This is a genomic window from Halomicrobium sp. IBSBa, from assembly GCF_017612575.1.
GTDB lineage: Archaea > Halobacteriota > Halobacteria > Halobacteriales > Haloarculaceae > Halomicrobium.
Genome location: NZ_JADPQC010000001.1, coordinates 704,213 through 722,027, shown reverse-complemented (window position 1 = coordinate 722,027; position 17,815 = coordinate 704,213). Strand labels below are relative to the sequence as shown.

Here is a 17,815-nt window from a genome sequence, read left to right as displayed (position 1 = left end):
CGCTGTCGCCGACTCACTCGTCGAGCGACGCCAACAGCGCCGTCTCGTCCGCTCGGTCGGGCCCCTCGTCGCGCCCCGTGCGCTCGCTCTCGCGGTGTTCGTCGACCGTCGCCGCCAGCGCCGTCTCGTGTGGCGTCGACGACCAGCCCAGCGAGCGCAGCTTCGCCGTCGAGAGCACGTGTGGCGAGGGCCGATACAGCGGGAACGCCGTCGATTCGAGTCCCGCACGACTCAGTTCCCGCTCGCTCACGTCCACTCGTTCGACCGTCGTGTCGCAGGCCTCTGCCAGCAGCTCGACCCACTCGCCCAGCGTCGGGACGTGGTCGTCGCCGACGTTGTACGCCTCGCCGGCAGTGCCCGACTCGGCGACGACCCGGAGCGCGCTGGCGACGTCTTCGACGTAGACCAGTTGCCAGAGGCTCAGCCCGTCGCCCGGCACGGCGACGCGGTCGTGGGTGTCCACGCGATCGATCCAGTAGTCGAACCGCTCGGTGTAGTCGTGAGGGCCGTAGACGACGGTGGGACGGACGCTCATCGCCTTGACGCCGCGCTCGGCGGCCGCGAACACTTCCCGGTCGCCCTCGGCCTTTCGCGGCCCGTAGGTCGCCGCCCCCTCCGTGGTCGCCTGCTCGTCCGTACACTCACACAGGGGGGTCTCGTCTTCGCGCTTGGGGACGCGTTCGACGCCGTAGGACGCGCCACTGGAGACGTAGACGTACGCGTCGCAGTCGGCGAACACGTCGGTCGCCTCGCGCACGTCCTCGGGGAAGTAGGCCACGCAGTCGATCACGGCGTCGGGGTCGACCCGCTCGCGAACCGCTTCGAGATCGTCGCGATCGCGTCGGTCGCCCGCGACGTGTGCGACGCCGGGATCGTCTGCGAAGGGATTGGCGTGGTTCCCGCGGTTACAGATCGTCACGTCGTAGCCGTGCTCGCGGAACTCCTCGACCGTCGCTCGGCCGATGAAGCGCGTCCCGCCGACGACCAGAACTGAGTCCATAGTGGCTCTCTCGGTCGGCGACGGGAAAACGGTTGGTCACTCGAGATACTGCCCCAGGAGATCACCGTCGTGGAGCGCGTCGGGCGGCGTCTGGAACCATCGCGCGGCACGGATCTCGTCGTCGGTCTCTCCGAGTCGGTCCGCGTCGGGAATCTCACCGTCGGCGCGCGCGTCGTAGACGACGTACTGCGCGGTGAAGGCGGTCTTCCCGTCGCTCTCGTCGACGTAGGACTGTTCGAACACGACCAGCGGCGCGACGATGTCGGCGTCGAGTGTCGTCTCCTCGCGGACTTCCCGCCGGGCCCCACCAGCGAGGGACTCGTCTCGCTCGACCGCCCCGCCCGGGAGGACCCACCCATCAGACCAGTCGTTCTTGACGAAGGCGGTCCGGCCGTTCGGATCGCGAACGCGCGCCGCCGCAGTGAGACCGGTGCCTGCAACGGCCCACTCGCGCATCGACGACAGCGTTTCGGCCGGGAGCCTGATCGTCTGGGATTCGCGTGGTGCATCGAGCGTCATCCGTCAGTGAGCGACAGTACGTCGAGTTCGTCCTCGGGAACCGGATTGGTACATTCGACAGCCACGTCGGCACACAGGTCCACGAATTCGGTATCGGTCGTCACGAGGTAGTCAGCATCGTGTTCCCGTGCCAGCGCGACGATGAACGAGTCGTACACGTCGTAATTCTGTTCGGCGCTGACCTCGTAGGCGTCGAGTATCGTCCCTTCGCTGGCCCCAACGAGTCGGGCTGGACTCTGGACGAGGGATTGCACGGCGTTGCGGGCGTCGGTCTCACCGACGCCGAACTGGCGAGTCATGATGTACTGAGCGCGAAACGGATAGTAGTCGAATATCAGCAACACGTTCGGCCCGTCGAGTGCGTCACGAATCCACGGCCAGACGTACTCGTGAGCTGGATGATCGTCGGTTAATCCAATTGCCAGCACGTTCACGTCGGTGAGAATCTTGACACCGCGCGGGATCGTCTCGCTCATCGATCAGGCGTCGTCCTCGTCCATCGGACCGAATAGCGACGCACCTGCGTCGGTCGGTGTCGACGCTTTCCATTGCTTCCGGTCTGCACTCGCTGTTTCGATCTGCGAACTCGGCGCAGGATCGACTGTCAGCACCGAGCCAGAGAGCCACGCAGAAACATCTGACCCCGGTTCGATGCCCAGTCGATCGCGGACACGCTTCGGAATCGTGACACGGCCGCGGTCGTCGACGTGCAACGAGACTCGCTCTCCCCGTGATTCGTATTCGTCGTCGAGGACAAACTCACCCATTATAATCTACCCGTTTCCCACTTGTCGGCACAAATAAACAAATATTCCGCGTGCCCTCTCGCCGGGTCGACGAAAACGAGATGGTTGTGACTCCCAGCTTCAGTCGTCGCTGGTCGCGATCCCGCTGTCGACCGCGCCGGCTTCGGGCGTGGCCGACGCGGGCGGTTCGTTGCGCACGTCGTCGCGGTCGCGCTCTTCGATGACCTCGGCGTAGGCGTCGGGCATCACCTTCACGAAGTCGTCGAGCGCCGCGTCCCACTCGTCGAGCAGCGCCTTCGCGCGCTCCGAGTCAGTGTAGGCGGCGTGGTTCTCGACCAGTCGGGTGATCATCTGCTCGTCTTTCCCTTCCAGCGAGCGAGACAGCGAGACCATCCCGGTGTTGGCTCGCTGCTCGAAGTCGCCGTCGGGATCGTAGACGTAGGCGACGCCGCCGGACATCCCGGCCGCGAAGTTCTTGCCCGTCTCGCCCAGGACGACGATCGCGCCGCCGGTCATGTACTCACAGCCGTGGTCGCCGACGCCCTCGACGACGCCCTTGACCCCGGAGTTGCGGACGGCGAAGCGCTCGCCGGCCATCCCGTTGACGTAGGCCTCGCCCTGGGTCGCGCCGTACAGCGCGACGTTGCCGACGACGATGTTCTCGGCGGGATCGAAGGCGGCCGTCTGTGGCGTCTCGACGATCACCTTCCCGCCGGAGAGCCCCTTGCCGACGTAGTCGTTGGCGGTCCCGTCCAGCGCCATGGTCACGCCACCCTGGAGGAAGGCACCGAACGACTGGCCCGCCGTCCCGTCGAGGTCGACGCGGATGGTGTCGTCGGCCAGCCCCTCGGTGCCGTAGGCCTGGCTGATGCGGTTCGAGAGAGTCGCGCCGACCGCGCGGTGGACGTTGTCGATCTCCGTCTCGATCGCGACCGGCTCGCGGTCTTCGAGGGCCGGCTCGGCGGCCTCGATGAGCTCCCAGTCGAGTTGCTCGTCGATGTCGTGGTCCTGCTCGCGGGTCTTGATGCGCTGGTCGCCCTCGGGCTCGGCGACGAGTCCGGAGAGGTCCAGCTTCTCGGCCTTGGGGTTCTCGATGTCGTCGCGCTGTCGGAGCAGCTCCGCTCGGCCGACCATCTCGTCGATGGTCTCGAAGCCAAGTTCGGCCATGATCTCGCGCAGCTCCTGGGCGATGAAGGTCATGTAGTTGACCACGTGCTGGGGCTCGCCCGGGAAGCGGTCTCGCAGCTTCTCGTTCTGGGTGGCGACACCGACCGGGCAGGTGTTCTCGTGACACTGCCGGGCCATCACACAACCCGAGGTGACCATCGACGCGGTGCCGAAGATGTACCCTTCCGAGCCAAGCAGCGCGGCGACGGCCACGTCGCGGCCGGTCTTCATCCCCCCGTCGGAGGTGACTCTGATCCGGTCGCGCAGCTCCGTCCCACTCAGCATCTGGTTTGCTTCGGCCAGTCCCAGCTCCCAGGGGAGGCCGGCGTTCTTGATCGACGTCTTCGGCGACGCGCCGGTCCCGCCAGAGTGGCCCGAGATGTGGACCACGTCGGCGTTTGCCTTCGCGACGCCGGCCGCGATCGTCCCGATGCCGTCCTCGGCGACGAGCTTGACGTTGATGTCGGCGTCGGGGTTGGCCGCCTTCAGGTCGTGGATCAGCTGCTTGAGGTCCTCGATGGAGTAGATGTCGTGCAGCGGCGGCGGGGAGATGAGGCCGACGCCCGGCGTCGCGTACCGGACGTGGGCGATCATCTCGTTGACCTTCTTGCCGGGCAGGTGGCCGCCTTCGCCGGGTTTGGAGCCCTGGGCCATCTTGATCTGGATCTCCTCGGCCGAGGCGAGGTAGTCGCTCGTGACGCCGAAGCGCCCGGAGGCGACCTGCTTTGTCGTACACTCTTTCTCGGTCCCGAACCGCTCCGGGGGCTCGCCGCCCTCGCCGGTGTTGGCGTTGGCACCGATTCGGTTCATCGCGATCGCGTTGTTCTCGTGCATCTCCGGCGACAGCGACCCGAGGCTCATGGCCGCCGTCTCGAAGCGTTCGACGATCTCCGAGACCGGTTCCACGTCGTCGACCGGGATCGACTCGCGGGCCTCGTCGTCGAACTCCAGCAGGCCCCGCAGCGTCTGGAGGGTCTGCTGTTGGTCGTTGATCTCCGCTGCGAACTCCTTGTAGGTCTCGTAGTCGCCCATCCGGACCGCCTGCTGGAGTTTGCCCACCGTGTCGGGGTTCCACTGGTGGTGGATTCCGTCCGACCGGAACTCGTACTCGCCCTGTCGGGGCATGTCCGGCTCTTCTTCGCTCCAGGCGACGTCGTGGCGCTGGAGCAGGTCGGCCTCGATCTCGTCGATGCCGACCCCCTCCGTGCGGCAGGTCGTCCCCTCGAAGTACTCGGCGACGAAGTCCGAGCCCAGCCCGACGGCTTCGAAGATCTGGGCTCCCTGGTAGGACTCGACCGTCGAGATGCCCATCTTGGCCATCGTCTTCAGCAGTCCGTCCTCGACGGCGGTGATGTACGCGCCGATCGCCGCCTCCAGGTCCGCACCGTCCGGTCCGGCGACGAGGTCGTCGATTGTCTGGTAGGCGAGGTAGGGGTTGACTGCGCCCGCGCCGTACCCGATCAGCGTCGCGAAGTGATGCACCGCCCGCGGGTCACCGGACTCTACGACGAGTCCGACGTGGTTGCGCAGCCCGTTGCGGACGAGGTGGTGGTGGATGCCGCCGACCGCGAGCAGGCTCGGGATCGGGACGCGGTCTTCGCCCGCGGCGCGGTCCGAGAGCACGAGCACGTCGGCGTCGGTCGCGGCCGCAGTCGCCTCGTCGCGAACGTCCTCGATCGCCTCCCGGAGGTCGGTCCCGCTCTCGTAGGTGATATCGAGGACGGTCGACGACATCCCGTTCCCGTCGCGGTCGTCAGACGAGCCCAGCTCCTTGATCGCCGCCGTCTCTTCGTCGCTGAGGATCGGCGAGTCGAGCACGAGCTGGCGGGCGTGTTCCTGTGTCTCGGCCAGCAGATTCCGCTGGTAGCCCAGCCGCGACTCCAGCGAGGTGACGAGCTCTTCGCGGATGTAGTCCAGTGGTGGGTTCGTCACCTGCGCGAACAGCTGCTTGAAGTAGGTAAACAGCGGTCGGTTGAACTGAGAGAGCACCGACAGCGGCGTGTCGTCGCCCATCGAGCCGACGGGGTCTTTCCCCTTCTCGGCCATCGGCTGGATGAGGTGGTCGACCTCGTCGTAGGTGTAGCCGTACATCGCCTGGTGGCTCCGGAGGCCGTCCACGTCGCCGATCGGCGCGTCGGACTCTCGGCTGGCGATGTCGTCGATGTCGACCTGTTCTTGTTCGACCCACTCGCCGTACTTCTCGTCGCTGATGTCCTCGAACACCTCTTCGTCGGGGATGACGCGACCCTCTTCGGGATCGGCGAGGAAGCACTGTCCCGGCTGGAGACGGCCGCGTTCCTCGATCTCGTCGGCGGTGTGATCGAGCGCGCCGGCCTCTGAGGACATCACCAGCGTGTTGTCCTGCAGGATGTCGTACCGGCAGGGGCGCAGGCCGTTGCGGTCGAGCACTGCGCCGACGCGGTCACCGTCGGTCGCGGCGACGAGGGCCGGTCCGTCCCACGGTTCGACGAGCGAGGCGTGGTAGTCGTAGAAGTCCCGCCGGTCGCCCTGTACGTCGTTCATCTCGCCGCGCCAGGCCTCCGGAATGAGCATCCGGAGCGCGTGGGGGAGGTCTCGCCCGTCCTGCAAGAGGAGTTCGAGCGCGTTGTCGACGCTGGCGGTGTCGGACTGGTCGGGATCGTCGATGATCGGCTTGATCTTCTCGATGTCCGACTGCCCGCTCTGCTCGCCGTCGTCGAACGCGTCGCTCTCGATGTCGGTCTCGCGGGCGCGCATCCAGTTGATGTTGCCCTGGATCGTGTTGAACTCGCCGTTGTGGATGATGTTCCGATACGGGTGAGCGAGGTGCCACGCGCCGAGCGTGTTCGTCGAGAAACGGGCGTGGACCAGTGCGAACGTCGATTCGAACCGCTCGTCGCTCAGATCGGGGTAGTAGCCCGACAGCTGTTCTGCCTTCAGGAGACCCTTGTAGACGATCGTCTCGTGGTCCAGCGAGCAGACGTAGAACCGTTCGTGGCCCGCCGGCTCCGTCGACTCGATTTCGTTCTCCAGCACGCGGCGACCGACGTAGAGCTGTCGCGAGAAGGCGTCGCCGGTCGCGCCGGTGGCCGACGTGACGACGACCTGTGTCACGTCCGGTTCCGATTCGAGTGCCGTCGCGCCGAGGTCCTCGTTGTCCGTCGGCACCGACCGCCAGGCCAGCACGTCGAGCCCTTCTTCGGTCAGCGTCGATTCGACGAGATCTTTCAGTGCGGCGGCCTCGTCGTCGTCCTGCGGGAGAAAGAGCGTCCCGACGGCGTACGCGCCGGGCTCGGGGAGATCGACGTCGAGTTCGTCCACGAAGAACTCGTGGGGGATCTGCAGCATGATACCTGCGCCGTCGCCGGTGTCTTCTTCGGCACCGGTGGTCCCGCGGTGTTCGAGGTTCGCCAGTAGTTCGAGTCCGTCCTGTACCACCCAGTCGTGTGACCCGCCGTCGAGATCCATGACGACCCCGACACCGCAGTTCGACCGAGTATCGGTCGGGTCCGCGAGCCCTGCGGCGCTCCCGGATCGGTCACTCTGCTGTCGCTCAACCATGTGTGATCCGAGCATAGGGGTTCCCCCACAAGAGGGTGTCCCTGATACAATAAGGGTACACTATACACATTTGCATGAGTATTATTAACATATAAGGATTTGTGCGGATCGACCATGAGGATCTCCGATATCGTCGGTACGACCGGCCGCTACACGGCAAAAAAGGCAGTTCTGCTGTCTCTCCGCTCGTCGCTAGCGACGGTAGCGTCGCCGATGCGAACGGGAACGCAGCGACAGGCGTGTCGACGACGAACCCAGCGCCGATCTATGGCCAGGTGCCGGACTGCTCGGCTGCGGTCAGCACACGCTCGATGGCGACGACGTAGGCCGCGATGCGCATGTTCGGGAGGTCGTGTTCCTCGTAGGCGTCGACGAGCGTGTCGAACTGCTCGACGATGATGTCTTCGAGCCGCTCGTTGACAGTCTCCTCGTCCCAGTAGAAGCGCTGGCGGTTCTGGACCCACTCGAAGTACGACACCGTGACGCCACCGGCGTTGGCGAGGATGTCGGGGACGATGAGCACGTCCTTCTGTTCGAGTACGTCGTCGCCGTCGGGCGTGATCGGGCCGTTGGCTGCCTCCGAGATCACGTCCGCCTGGACGCCCTCGGCGATCTCTGCGTCGATCGCGTTCTCCAGTGCGGCCGGGACCAGCAGATCCACGTCGAGCTGGAGGAGCTCCTCGTTCGTGATCTCCTCGTCGGCACCGTGGAAGCCGACGACGGAGCCGGTCTCGCGCTTGTGGTCTTTCGCTGCGACGGCGTCGAAGCCGTCCTCGCTGTAGATCCCACCGCTGGAGTCCGAGACGGCGACGACCGTCGCACCCATCTGCTCGACGAGCTTGGCGGTGATCCAGCCCGCGTTCCCGTAGCCCTGGATCGCGACGGTGGCGTCGGCGATGTCCTCGCCGAGGTAGTCGAAGGCCTCGCGGGCGGCGATGACCGTCGAGCGACCGGTCGCCTCGACGCGGCCCTCGCTGCCGCCGCTCGCGAGGTCCTTCCCGGTGATGACGCCGGGTTCGGTGGTGCGCTCGATCGTCTCGTAGGTGTCTTTGATCCAGTTCATCTCGCGCTGGCCCGTGTTCACGTCCGGCGCGGGCACGTCCCGGTCCTCGCCGATCAGCGGCGTCAGCTCCTTCGCGAACGCGCGGGTGACGCGTTCGAGTTCGCTCTCGGAGTAGTCGCTGGGGTCGATGATGATACCGCCCTTCCCGCCGCCCAGCGGGATGTCGACCGTCGCCGTCTTGTAAGCCATCCAGCCCGACAGTGCCTTCACTTCTTCGCGAGAGACGTTCGGGTGATAGCGAATCCCGCCCTTGTACGGACCGCGGTCGCCGTTGAACTGCGAGCGGTACGCGCGGAACACCTTGATGGAGCCGTCGTCCATCTCGACGGCGAGGTTCGTCTCCAGAATGCGCTCCGGGTTCTTGAGACGGTCGAGCATCCCCTCGTCGACGTCGAGGTACGCTGCCGCATCGTCTACCTGCTCCTGGAAACTCTCGAACGGGTTTACGTCTGCCATAACTGAATGTTTGTACACCGACCTTAAAAGATAACGAAACGATACAGAGTGCATAATCCCCCAATATAAAAACATGAGGTAATATTCTTCTGGTGAATAGGTATTGTTTGGTGGTACCGATATACCTTGTATGTGGCCATATGACGTACAAGGCGGAGATTGGACAGTCTGGCGGCAACAAGATCCGACTTCTCCCCTCAGTCTGTCGTTTGTCACACGACAGTCTGACGCCCTTTTATGGTGGACCATCCGCCACTCTCTCCCGGGGGCACCGGAGAATGTCACACGCTCCCTCGACCCCATCTTCGTTTCGTCACTGTCGCTGCTCGGTCACTCTCACGTGACAGACCGCGTCGCCGACAGCGGCGGCTCCGATTCCGTGAGCTGACCCTCTGTCAGGTCAGTCGACAGAAACGGACTCTCGGAACAGTAGCGGGCGGCGTGCTACTGCCCGACCGAGAGCGCGAGCAGTCCCGATACTTCGATCTCGTCGCCGGGCGCAATCGGCTCCGCATCGCCGGGGCGCACTCGCTCGCCGTTCACTCTGGTCAGGTTGTCGCCACGGGTCCTGAGAACGAATCCGTCGTCCGTTCGCTGGAACACGAGATGCTCGTCGTCGATCCACTTGGTCTGTGCTGGCTTCCCACCGTCGCGCAACAGCGAGCGGAGTTGTTCGTCGACGGTCGTTCCGTCTCCGACCGCGATCTCGCGGCCGCCGACCGACAGCGTCAGCGTCGTCGGAACTGGCTCCTCGGGGTCGTCGACGGCGTTCTCGCGGAGTCTCGCACCGCACTGGCTACAGAACCGTTCGTTCGTTCCGACGATCTCGCCGCAGTCTCCACAGTTGGTCAGATCTCGAACGCCACGGACGGCGTCGCCGGTCGTCTGGTCCTCGCGCTCCGCTTTCGCATCGTCGTCCTCCTCCGCGTCGCTCTCGTCGTCTTGCTCGCCACCGGCCAGCCACTCGCCGACTCGATCGGATCGTCGGACGAGGAGTCCTCCGGTGACGACACCGCCGACGACGAGTCCGAGGAGCGGGATCGCCAGCAGATAGATCAACAGTCCGCCGCCGCTCTCGCCAGCGCCTCCGTCGGTCGTCGTCGCGCCGGTTTGCTCGCCGCCCGTGCCCTCGGTGTCGGCCGCGCCGTCGGCGCTCGCGTTCGCGGCTGTCCCATCGCCGGCAGCCGACTCGTCGCCCTCTCGGGTCGGCTTCGCCGTGTCGGTCGACTCGCGCTCGTCGCTCGGCGTCGCGTCGTCGTCACCGTCCGCCGGTGTCGCAGTCGCGTCTTCGCTCTCCGCTGTCGGCGTCGCCGTGTCCGTCGCCTCGGTCGACACCGGCGTGCTGGTCGGCGTCTCCGTTGGCGTCTCCGTCGCCGTCTGGCGTGTCAGGCTCCCGTCGCCGGACAGGGCGGCGAATCGCGTCGTCCGTGTCGGGAACGCCGACCGGTCGATCGACGCGCTGACTCTGTTTTGCTCTGCGTCCACGCTGCCGCCGACCGTCGCCCAGCTCTCGGCCCCGTAGCTCCAGATCGACAGCGCCGACTCGTCGTCGACGTCACCGTCCTCGTAGTGGAGGGCAAGCGAGAGTTCGGTGTCGCTGCCACGCGCCGTGATCGCGGCGGCCCGACCGGCCGACTGCTGTCCGTCCGGGGCGTCCGGGATCGACTCGACGCTCCGGATCGAGGCGTTCCTGATCGGCGTCGCGGAGAGTCTCGTCTCTGCGGCCGTCGATTCGCCCAGCGAGAGCGAGCGGACTCGGTTTCCGTCGCCGCCCGCGACGGCGAGGTCCTCCCCGTTGTCGGCCGCGACTCCGCCGCGGACGACGGCGTTCGTCGTTCCGCGCCCGAGTGAGAGTCCCCGCTGTGCGTTCGCCCGAGCGGTCGGGCCGTTGAGGGTCACGCCGTCGCTGCCGACGACCTCGATCCCGTCCGTGTTCTCGACGGCGGTGACGCCGCTGATCGTCGCGCCGTCCGCGGCCGCCGCCTGGAGGCCGGTGCCCCATCCCGTGACGACGACGTTCTGGATCTGGACGTTCTCGCTCCCGCCGACGTGGATCCCGACCGTCCCCTCGTCCCGGTCACCGCCGGCCAGCGTGTGGCCGTTGCCGTCGATGACGACGCCGTCGCTCCGGATTTCGAGACAGCGATCCACGTCGGTCGCCTCGATCGTGTCCGACAGCTCGTAGGTCCCGCTCTGTTCGATCGTCCGACACTCGTCGATACTCGCGGTCTGGCCCCCGACGACGCCCGGCACCCCGGCTGCGACTACCAGTGCCAGGACGACGAGAACCACACCCCTGTGCGTGCTGTTGCTGTGTCCCATGGTCCCCTGTGTCCGATCGGCCCCACACCACCCCCGGAGGCCGGTCAGCTACCGTTTCTCACGAGCTAGTTCGACATAAAAATTGGTGGCGTACGTCTGTAGTCCAGTCTGGCAGTCGCTTCGCTCGCTGCGGGCACCACTCGCGCAAAAACGTCGGCGAAAAATCCGGTCCTCACTCCGCTCACGGGTCACACAGTTCCCCGTTCGCATTCGAGACCCACCTGCGGTGCGCCTCGCCCCGTTCGGATCGGTGAAACCGCGCCAGAGGCGCGGTATGCTAGTAGCTCTTCGCGAAGTAGGCCGTACACCGACCTTTTTCCGCTTCGGATGTCCTCGCTCACTTCGCTCGCTGCGGGCACCACTCGCGCAAAAACGTCGGCGAAAAATCCGCCCCTCACTCCGCTCACGGGTCACACAGTTCCCCGTTCGCATTCGAGACCCACCTGCGGTGCGCCTCGCCCCGTTCGGACCGGTGAAACCGCGCCAGAGGCGCGGTATGCTAGTAGCTCTTCGCGAAGTACGCCGTACACCGACCTTTTTCCGCTTCGGGTGTCCTCGCTCGCTTCGCTCGCTGCGGGCACCACTCGCGCAAAAACGTCGGCGAAAAATCCGGTCCTCTCTCCGCTCACGGGTCACACAGTTCCCCGTTCGCATTCGAGACCCACCTGCGGTGCGCCTCGCCCCGTTCGGACCGGTGAAACCGCGCCAGAGGCGCGGTATGCTAGTACGACTTCGCGAAGTAGGCGGTCTCCTCGGCCTCCTCGCTGCAGATGGCACACTCCTCGTGGATCGGTTCCTCGTCGCGGTCGAGGGGGACCATCACGATCTCGGCGGCGATGGCCTCTTTGATGGGCTCTTCGCAGTCCTCGTCGCCACACCAGCCACACTTGACGTAGCCGCCGTGCTGGCCGATCGTGCCGAGGATCTCCTCGCGAGAGGTGGCCTCGCGAATCTCGCCTTCCAGCGTCTCCTCGGCGCTGGCGTACAGCTTCGCGAAGACCTCGTCGAGGTGGTCTCGAACGGTGGTTTCGAGGTCCTCGCGGCTCTCGGTGATCGACTCGCCGTCGGGGCGATGCGAGAGCGTGAGTTCCTCGTCTTCGACCTCGTTGGGGCCGATCTCGACGCGCAGCGGCACGCCCTTGAGCTCCCAGTCGTTGTACTTGAAGCCGGGGTTGCGGTGGTCGCGGTCGTCGAAGTGGACGCGAACGCCCGCCTCGTCGAGTTCGGCGGCCACGTCGGCGGCGTACTCCAGGACCTCGTCTTTGGTGTCTTCCTGCCAGATCGGCACGACGACGACCTGCTTGGGCGCGAGCGTCGGCGGCAGGACGAGCCCCTGATCGTCCGAGTGGGTCATGATGAGCGCGCCCATCGCGCGCCAGGACAGCCCCCACGAGGTCGTGTGGGCCGTCTCCTCGTCCTCGTCCTCGTCGACGTAGGTGATGTCGAACGCCTCGGCGAAGCTCGTCCCGAGGTAGTGGGAGGTCGCAGCCTGGACCGACTTGCCGTCGGGCATCAGCGTCTCGACCGTCGTCGTGGTGTGTGCGCCGGGGAACTTGTCGTGTTCGGGCTTGCGGCCCTTCAGCGGCGGCATCGCCAGGACGTCCTCGTACAGCTTCTCGTACTGTTCGAGCCGCGTCATCGTCTCCTCCCAGGCGTCGTCCTCGTCGCGGTGGGCGGTGTGGCCCTCCTGCCACAGGAACTCCTTGGTGCGGAAGAACGGCTTGGTCTCGGTGGCCTCCCACCGGACGACCGAACACCACTGGTTGATCCGCAGCGGCAGGTCGCGGTGCGAGCGCGTCCACTGGGCGAGGAAGGGGGCGATGATGGACTCGCTCGTCGGGCGCACGGCGAGTCGCTCTTCGAGTTCCTCGTGGCCGCCGTGGGTGACCCACGCGACCTCGGGGTCGAACCCTTCGACTACGTCTTTCTCCCGTTCGAGGTAGCTCTCGGGGATGAACATCGGGAAGTAGGCGTTCTGAACGCCGGTGTCCTTGAACCACCCGTCGAGGTGGTCCTGGATCTGCTCCCAGATGGCGTACCCTCGCGGACGCGTGATGATGAACCCGCCCATCGGCGCGTAGTCCGCGAGACCGGCCTTCTGGACGACCTCCGCGTACCACTCGCCGGGACTGTGTTCCTTGCTCTCCGTAATCCCGAGTTCCTGCTCTTCGCTCATACCGAACACTCTGACACCGGGGGGATAAACGCGCTGTGTTTCCACGGTCGCCGCCACTGCCCGTCTTGTCGTCGGTCCCCGGAGCTACGCACCGATCGTCGTCAGCGACGCCAGCGAGTCCGCGAGCCGTCGTTCCATCCCGGCCCCGTCGAAGCTCGGCACCGGGCTGATGTCGACGGCGTAACACTCGTCGTGCTCGTCGACGACGAAGTCGACCCCGATAGCGCGCGCGTCGAACCGATCGAGCAGCTCGCGGATGCGTGTCGCCAGCTGGACGCGGACGGTCGTCTCTTCGAGCACCGGCCGCCGTTCGGTCAGCTTCGTCCTGATCGTCAGCGCCTGCAAGTGCGTCTCGATCCCGTCGTCGAGCGCGTAGTAGCGTTCGATCGACGGCTCGGTACCGACCGCCTGCTGGTAGAACTCCGGATCGGCGTCGACCCCCGCCGGCCCGTCCCACCGAAAGCGGTTCTTCCCGACGTAGTCGGCGTCGGGCTTCTTGAACGCGATCGCGGGCACGCGATACCCGATCTGTTCCAGCGCGTTGAGGACGACGAGTCGACAGGACAGCGCCGTCGTCGGGAAGAAGCCGTTCAGCGTCTCGACGCCGTTGCGGTCCGCATACGAGAGGGCGTCGAAGGCCTGCCGACAGATAGTTCTGTTCGCCAGCGCGTCGAGCGCGTCGATGTCCTCGGGTCGGATCGGCTCACCGGGCGGCAGGAACTCCACGTCGAACCCCCTGGCGGCGAGCCGCTCGGCCGCCCGTCCGAAGACGGCGTCGTCCGGCTCACAGATGACCCCGATCGTATCCATAATCGCCCCCACGAAGCCGTGTTTCAAAAGAGTATGGCCAACTCCCCTCTCACGAATCCCCGACCGCGAAGGGACTGTCCGTCTCTCGCCACGGCCACCCGGGGAGTCGCGTCTGGAAGCCCGCGGCCAGCGCGGCGTCGAGGTCGTCGGCACCCGCGGGATCGTCTGCGGTGCCGTGTGTCGTCACGTCCGCGTAGTGGAAGGTCGCCTCTGCGAGCAGTCGCAAGGGCTGGTCTCCGGCGATCATCGCGGCCAGTTCGCGACCCAGTAGCTCGTCGACGACGAAGCCGGGATAGTCGTCGGTCACGTCCAGATCGCGCAGCAGGCCGATCAGCGCGGCGACGTTGACCGCGCGGTCGCCGTCGGCGAACAGTTCGTCGACGGCGGCCAGGTACGCCGCTTCGTCGACGGGCTCGACGGCGACCTCGAACGCATCGCCGAGCTGTGCTCTCGTCTCGTTGAGCAGCGGGACGATCACGTCCGCACGCTCTCGAACCCAGTCGCGTTCGCGTCTGACCGTCTCGGGTGTCACGTTCATCGTTCGCTCTCACACACGCCCCACACTTGTGTCTCGCCGTCGTGTCGATACGCGACTCTCGTGTGGACGGGGATATTTTTGATGCGACCTCGTGTGACGAGATGTATGCCCGATCAGGGACCATCGGAGGCCGAGACGCTCCGTCGGTACGTCGATCGGCGTGGCGTACTCAAGTCCGCAGCGGTCAGCCTGACTGCCCTTTCGAGTAGTCTCGCCGGCTGTTCCGACGATGTCGCGGACGGGTCAACTGATCCGTCTCGAACGGCGACACGTCGATCGCCGACCGAGAGCGCCACCGCTACGCACACCGAGACCCGGACTCCCACTCGGGCGGAGACGCGAACTCCCACCCGGACGGAGACGCCGACCGCGACACGAACAAGCACGGAGGCCGAGACCCGGACGGCGACGCCACGACGAATCGAGCCAGTGTCGACGATCGGGTCGGTTCCGATTCACGAGACCGAACAGCTGCCGGCCGAACCGCAGTCGAGCGGGATTACCGGCGACGATCAGACCCACGCTCTGACCAACCGGGCTTCGGTCTCCAACGACTCCGAGGCACACCTGACCGTCGATGGCGCGCTGGTCGGGACGGGGACACTGGGGATGAACGCCAGTGCAGCGTTCCGCACGTACTGGCGGGCTCCCGAGAGCGGGACCTACACGTTGACCGCGAGCTACTGGGGCAACGGTGCCTACGAGTACGCGCCCCGAGAGAACCGCAACCGTGACTACACGCTCTGTTCGGAGACGAACCTGGCCGTCCTCACGAACGACCGGACTGTGGCTCATCAGACGCGTCCGGATCTACAGCGTGCCAACAGAGGGCTCCAGACAAGGGCGGCCGAACAGCTGCTCGAATTTCTCGCGTACCGACTCGTCGCCCCCTACGTCGGGGTCGTTGGGAGCTTGATCGCCAGAGCGGTCATCAACTGGGCAATCGACCTGGAGCGGCGCGACCCGACGGCGGGGTCGTTCCTCACGACGGCACTCGACCCGTACACCGTCGAGGTCCAGTTCACTGCGACGGCGGGGACGGTGTACCAGTTTCAGGTGACGCCGTCGGTCGGATTCGCCGGTGAGTCACACGCGGATCAGCACACGGCTGCGAAGGTCGAGTCGATCTACCACCTCGAAGGACTGTCCGTCCGTCGGGAGTGAGCGGGACTCTCTCGTCGCTGTGTCCCGTCGAAGACACGACCGCCATCGTGCCGGATTGCGTGGTGACGCCGTCGGCTGTCCCTCTGTGACCGACTTCCCACCCCGAGGTGGGGAACACCGTCACGACCTTCCAGCCGACAGTGTGAATCCGACCCTTCCGCATTGCGAAGGCTTTTATTACCTGTGGGGAATACGCTGAGGTAGGATCGGTTTTCCGGCCGTCGGTTCCGGCCTGTAGCGTTCGACGGTCGCCGATTACGTGAACTATGTTACTACACAGCGTCCGTCCCGGCGTACGCCGACCGCCCACGACGCCGGGGGCACTCTCTGAGCTATGAGTACGGTAGACAAGCAACTCGAAACGGTGCGTGAAACGATCGACGAAGTCGTTCCTCGCGAGATCACGATCTCCGACGTGACCTACGAGGGGCCCGAACTGGTCATCTACACCCGCGATCCAAAGCAGTTCGCGCGCAACGGCGATCTGGTGCGCCGACTGGCCAGCGAGCTTCGAAAGCGAATCTCCGTCCGGCCGGACCCGGACGTGCTGACGCCGCCGTCCCGCGCCGAAGAGGCGATCAGGAAGGCCGTGCCCGACGAAGCCGAGATCTCGGAGCTGGACTTCCACGCCGACACCGGCGAGGTCCTGATCAAGGCGACGAAGCCGGGCGTCGTCATCGGCCAGAGCGGCGAGACCCTCCGGAAGATCACCCAGCGGGTCGGCTGGACCCCCGAGGTCGTCCGGACCCCGCCGATCGAGTCGGCGACGGTCCAGAACGTCCGGAACCTCCTCCAGCAGGAACGTGACGAGCGTCGAGACGTGCTCGAACGCGTTGGTCGACAGATCCACCGCGAGCCGATGTCCGACGACGAGTACGTCCGGATCACGATGCTCGGAGGCTGTCGAGAGGTCGGCCGCAACGCCTTCATCCTCTCGACGCCCGAGTCGCGCGTCCTGGTCGACTGCGGCGACGTGCCCGGTTCCGACGAACAGCCGTATCTGGAGATTCCGGAAGCGTTCGGTGCCGGCGCGAACGGCATCGACGCGGTCGTGCTGACCCACGCGCACCTCGATCACTCCGGGCTCGTCCCGCTGCTGTTCGAGTACGGCTACGACGGCCCGATCTACTGTACCGAGCCGACCCGTGATCTGCTCGGCCTGTTGACCCTCGACGCGCTCGACACGACGACGGGGGAGGGCCACGCGCCGCCCTACGACTCCGAGCGCGTTCGAGACGCCATCAAGCACACCATCACGCTCGAGTACGGCGACGTGACCGACATCGCACCCGACATCAAGCTGACGCTGCACGACGCCGGCCACGTGCTCGGGTCGGCCGTCACGCACTTCCACATCGGCGACGGGCTCTACAACGTCGCCTTTTCGGGGGACATCCACTACGACGACACGCGCCTGTTCGAGGGCGCGACCAACGAGTTCCCCCGCGTGGAGACGCTCGTCCTGGAGTCGACCTACGGCGGTCGCAACGACTACCAGACCGACCGAGAGGACGCCGAGCGCAAGCTCCTCGACCTCGTCCGGGAGACCCACGACCGAGACGGGACGGTCGTCGTCCCCTCACCAGCAGTCGGCCGCTCCCAGGAGCTCATGCTCGTCCTCGAAGCCGCGATGCGGGCCGGCGACATCCCCGAGATGCCGATCTACCTCGACGGGATGATCTGGGAGGCGACGGCAGTCCACACCACCTACCCCGAGTTCCTGCGCGAGGACCTGCGCGACCGCATCTTCGACGAGGCGGACAACCCCTTCCTCGCGGACGCCTTCGAGCCCGTCGACGGCGACGCCGATCGGGCCGCACTGGCCGACGACGAGCCCGGGATCGTCCTCGCACCCGACGGGATGGTCACCGGCGGGCCGGTCCACTCGTGGCTCGAACACCTCGCGGGTGACGATGACTCGACGCTGGCGATGCTTGGCTACCAGGCCAGTGGCACGCTCGGCCGTCGCATCCGGAACGGCTGGGACGACCTCCCGATCGGCGACGGCGGCGAGACCGTGTCCCTCGACATGCGCGTCGAGACCGTCGACGGTTTCTCGGGCCACGCCGACCGACAGGGACTGGAGAACTTCGTCCGGACGATGAACCCCAGCCCCGAGAAGGTCCTCTGTGTCCACGGCGACGAGTCCGCGACACAGGACCTCTCGTCTGCGCTGTACCACGACCACAACCTCCGGACGTTCGCCCCGAAGAACCTGGAGACCTTCCGGTTCGTGTAGGGCGTCGCCGCGGTGAGCGCCGGCAGCTCTGGTGGGCTCCGACACCAGTAAGACGTTGGGGCCGTTCCCGGTCAG

At 66.2% G+C, this 17,815-nt stretch carries 12 protein-coding genes; 2 read left to right on the top strand and 10 right to left on the bottom strand.

From position 1 onward, the window contains the following. Positions 1-13 precede the first annotated feature (13 nt). From IL252_RS03775 to IL252_RS03730, 10 genes are all read right to left on the bottom strand, one after another. Positions 14-1,000, bottom strand: a complete 987-nt coding sequence (locus tag IL252_RS03775) for an NAD-dependent epimerase/dehydratase family protein (protein ID WP_208626776.1) — start codon at positions 998-1,000, stop codon at positions 14-16. 36 nt (positions 1,001-1,036) lie between these two features. Continuing rightward, positions 1,037-1,519 carry an NUDIX hydrolase gene (locus IL252_RS03770; protein WP_208626774.1) on the bottom strand — a complete coding sequence of 161 codons (483 nt, stop codon included), beginning with the start codon at positions 1,517-1,519 and terminating at the stop codon, positions 1,037-1,039. Beyond that, positions 1,516-1,995: a PIN domain-containing protein gene (locus IL252_RS03765; protein ID WP_208626773.1), complete on the bottom strand. Its 480-nt coding sequence runs from the start codon at positions 1,993-1,995 to the stop codon at positions 1,516-1,518. The genes IL252_RS03770 and IL252_RS03765 overlap by 4 nt, the downstream gene beginning before the upstream one ends. Positions 1,996-1,998: 3 nt before the next feature. Continuing rightward, positions 1,999-2,286: an AbrB/MazE/SpoVT family DNA-binding domain-containing protein gene (locus tag IL252_RS03760; RefSeq protein ID WP_208626771.1), complete on the bottom strand. Its 288-nt coding sequence runs from the start codon at positions 2,284-2,286 to the stop codon at positions 1,999-2,001. A gap of 99 nt (positions 2,287-2,385) precedes the next feature. Continuing rightward, complete coding sequence (gene gltB, locus IL252_RS03755) at positions 2,386-6,972, bottom strand: glutamate synthase large subunit (RefSeq protein ID WP_208626769.1); 4,587 nt, start codon at positions 6,970-6,972, stop codon at positions 2,386-2,388. A 265-nt stretch (positions 6,973-7,237) separates the two neighbouring features. Further along, complete coding sequence (locus IL252_RS03750; RefSeq protein WP_208626767.1) at positions 7,238-8,491, bottom strand: Glu/Leu/Phe/Val dehydrogenase; 1,254 nt, start codon at positions 8,489-8,491, stop codon at positions 7,238-7,240. Positions 8,492-8,935: 444 nt separating this feature from the next. Next, on the bottom strand, positions 8,936-10,813 hold the full coding sequence (locus IL252_RS03745) for a right-handed parallel beta-helix repeat-containing protein (protein ID WP_208626765.1): 1,878 nt from the start codon (positions 10,811-10,813) through the stop codon (positions 8,936-8,938). Between the two features lie 721 nt (positions 10,814-11,534). Next, positions 11,535-12,989, bottom strand: a complete 1,455-nt coding sequence (proS, locus tag IL252_RS03740; RefSeq protein ID WP_208626763.1) for a proline--tRNA ligase — start codon at positions 12,987-12,989, stop codon at positions 11,535-11,537. 84 nt (positions 12,990-13,073) lie between these two features. Then, the gene (locus IL252_RS03735) at positions 13,074-13,799 is read right to left on the bottom strand and encodes a hypothetical protein (RefSeq protein ID WP_208626761.1); all 726 of its coding nucleotides are present in this window, start codon (positions 13,797-13,799) and stop codon (positions 13,074-13,076) included. Between the two features lie 49 nt (positions 13,800-13,848). After that, positions 13,849-14,337: a hypothetical protein gene (locus IL252_RS03730; RefSeq protein WP_208626759.1), complete on the bottom strand. Its 489-nt coding sequence runs from the start codon at positions 14,335-14,337 to the stop codon at positions 13,849-13,851. Positions 14,338-14,442: 105 nt separating this feature from the next. Here IL252_RS03730 and IL252_RS03725 point away from each other — a divergent pair, with 105 nt between their 5' ends. Together IL252_RS03725 and IL252_RS03720 are read left to right on the top strand one after the other, a co-directional pair. After that, on the top strand, positions 14,443-15,501 hold the full coding sequence (locus IL252_RS03725) for a hypothetical protein (RefSeq protein ID WP_208626757.1): 1,059 nt from the start codon (positions 14,443-14,445) through the stop codon (positions 15,499-15,501). Positions 15,502-15,835: 334 nt separating this feature from the next. Next, positions 15,836-17,740: a beta-CASP ribonuclease aCPSF1 gene (locus IL252_RS03720; protein ID WP_208626755.1), complete on the top strand. Its 1,905-nt coding sequence runs from the start codon at positions 15,836-15,838 to the stop codon at positions 17,738-17,740. Positions 17,741-17,815 lie beyond the last annotated feature (75 nt).

Excerpts from the sequence above, each read along its gene's own strand:
- IL252_RS03775 (WP_208626776.1), bottom strand. The coding sequence starts at position 1,000 with ATGGACTCAGTTCTGGTCGTCGGCGGGACGCGCTTCATCGGCCGAGCG.
- IL252_RS03770 (WP_208626774.1), bottom strand. The coding sequence starts at position 1,519 with ATGACGCTCGATGCACCACGCGAATCCCAGACGATCAGGCTCCCGGCC.
- IL252_RS03765 (WP_208626773.1), bottom strand. The coding sequence starts at position 1,995 with ATGAGCGAGACGATCCCGCGCGGTGTCAAGATTCTCACCGACGTGAAC.
- IL252_RS03760 (WP_208626771.1), bottom strand. The coding sequence starts at position 2,286 with ATGGGTGAGTTTGTCCTCGACGACGAATACGAATCACGGGGAGAGCGA.
- gltB (WP_208626769.1), bottom strand. The coding sequence starts at position 6,972 with ATGGTTGAGCGACAGCAGAGTGACCGATCCGGGAGCGCCGCAGGGCTC.
- IL252_RS03750 (WP_208626767.1), bottom strand. The coding sequence starts at position 8,491 with ATGGCAGACGTAAACCCGTTCGAGAGTTTCCAGGAGCAGGTAGACGAT.
- IL252_RS03745 (WP_208626765.1), bottom strand. The coding sequence starts at position 10,813 with ATGGGACACAGCAACAGCACGCACAGGGGTGTGGTTCTCGTCGTCCTG.
- proS (WP_208626763.1), bottom strand. The coding sequence starts at position 12,989 with ATGAGCGAAGAGCAGGAACTCGGGATTACGGAGAGCAAGGAACACAGT.
- IL252_RS03735 (WP_208626761.1), bottom strand. The coding sequence starts at position 13,799 with ATGGATACGATCGGGGTCATCTGTGAGCCGGACGACGCCGTCTTCGGA.
- IL252_RS03730 (WP_208626759.1), bottom strand. The coding sequence starts at position 14,337 with ATGAACGTGACACCCGAGACGGTCAGACGCGAACGCGACTGGGTTCGA.
- IL252_RS03725 (WP_208626757.1), top strand. The coding sequence starts at position 14,443 with ATGCCCGATCAGGGACCATCGGAGGCCGAGACGCTCCGTCGGTACGTC.
- IL252_RS03720 (WP_208626755.1), top strand. The coding sequence starts at position 15,836 with ATGAGTACGGTAGACAAGCAACTCGAAACGGTGCGTGAAACGATCGAC.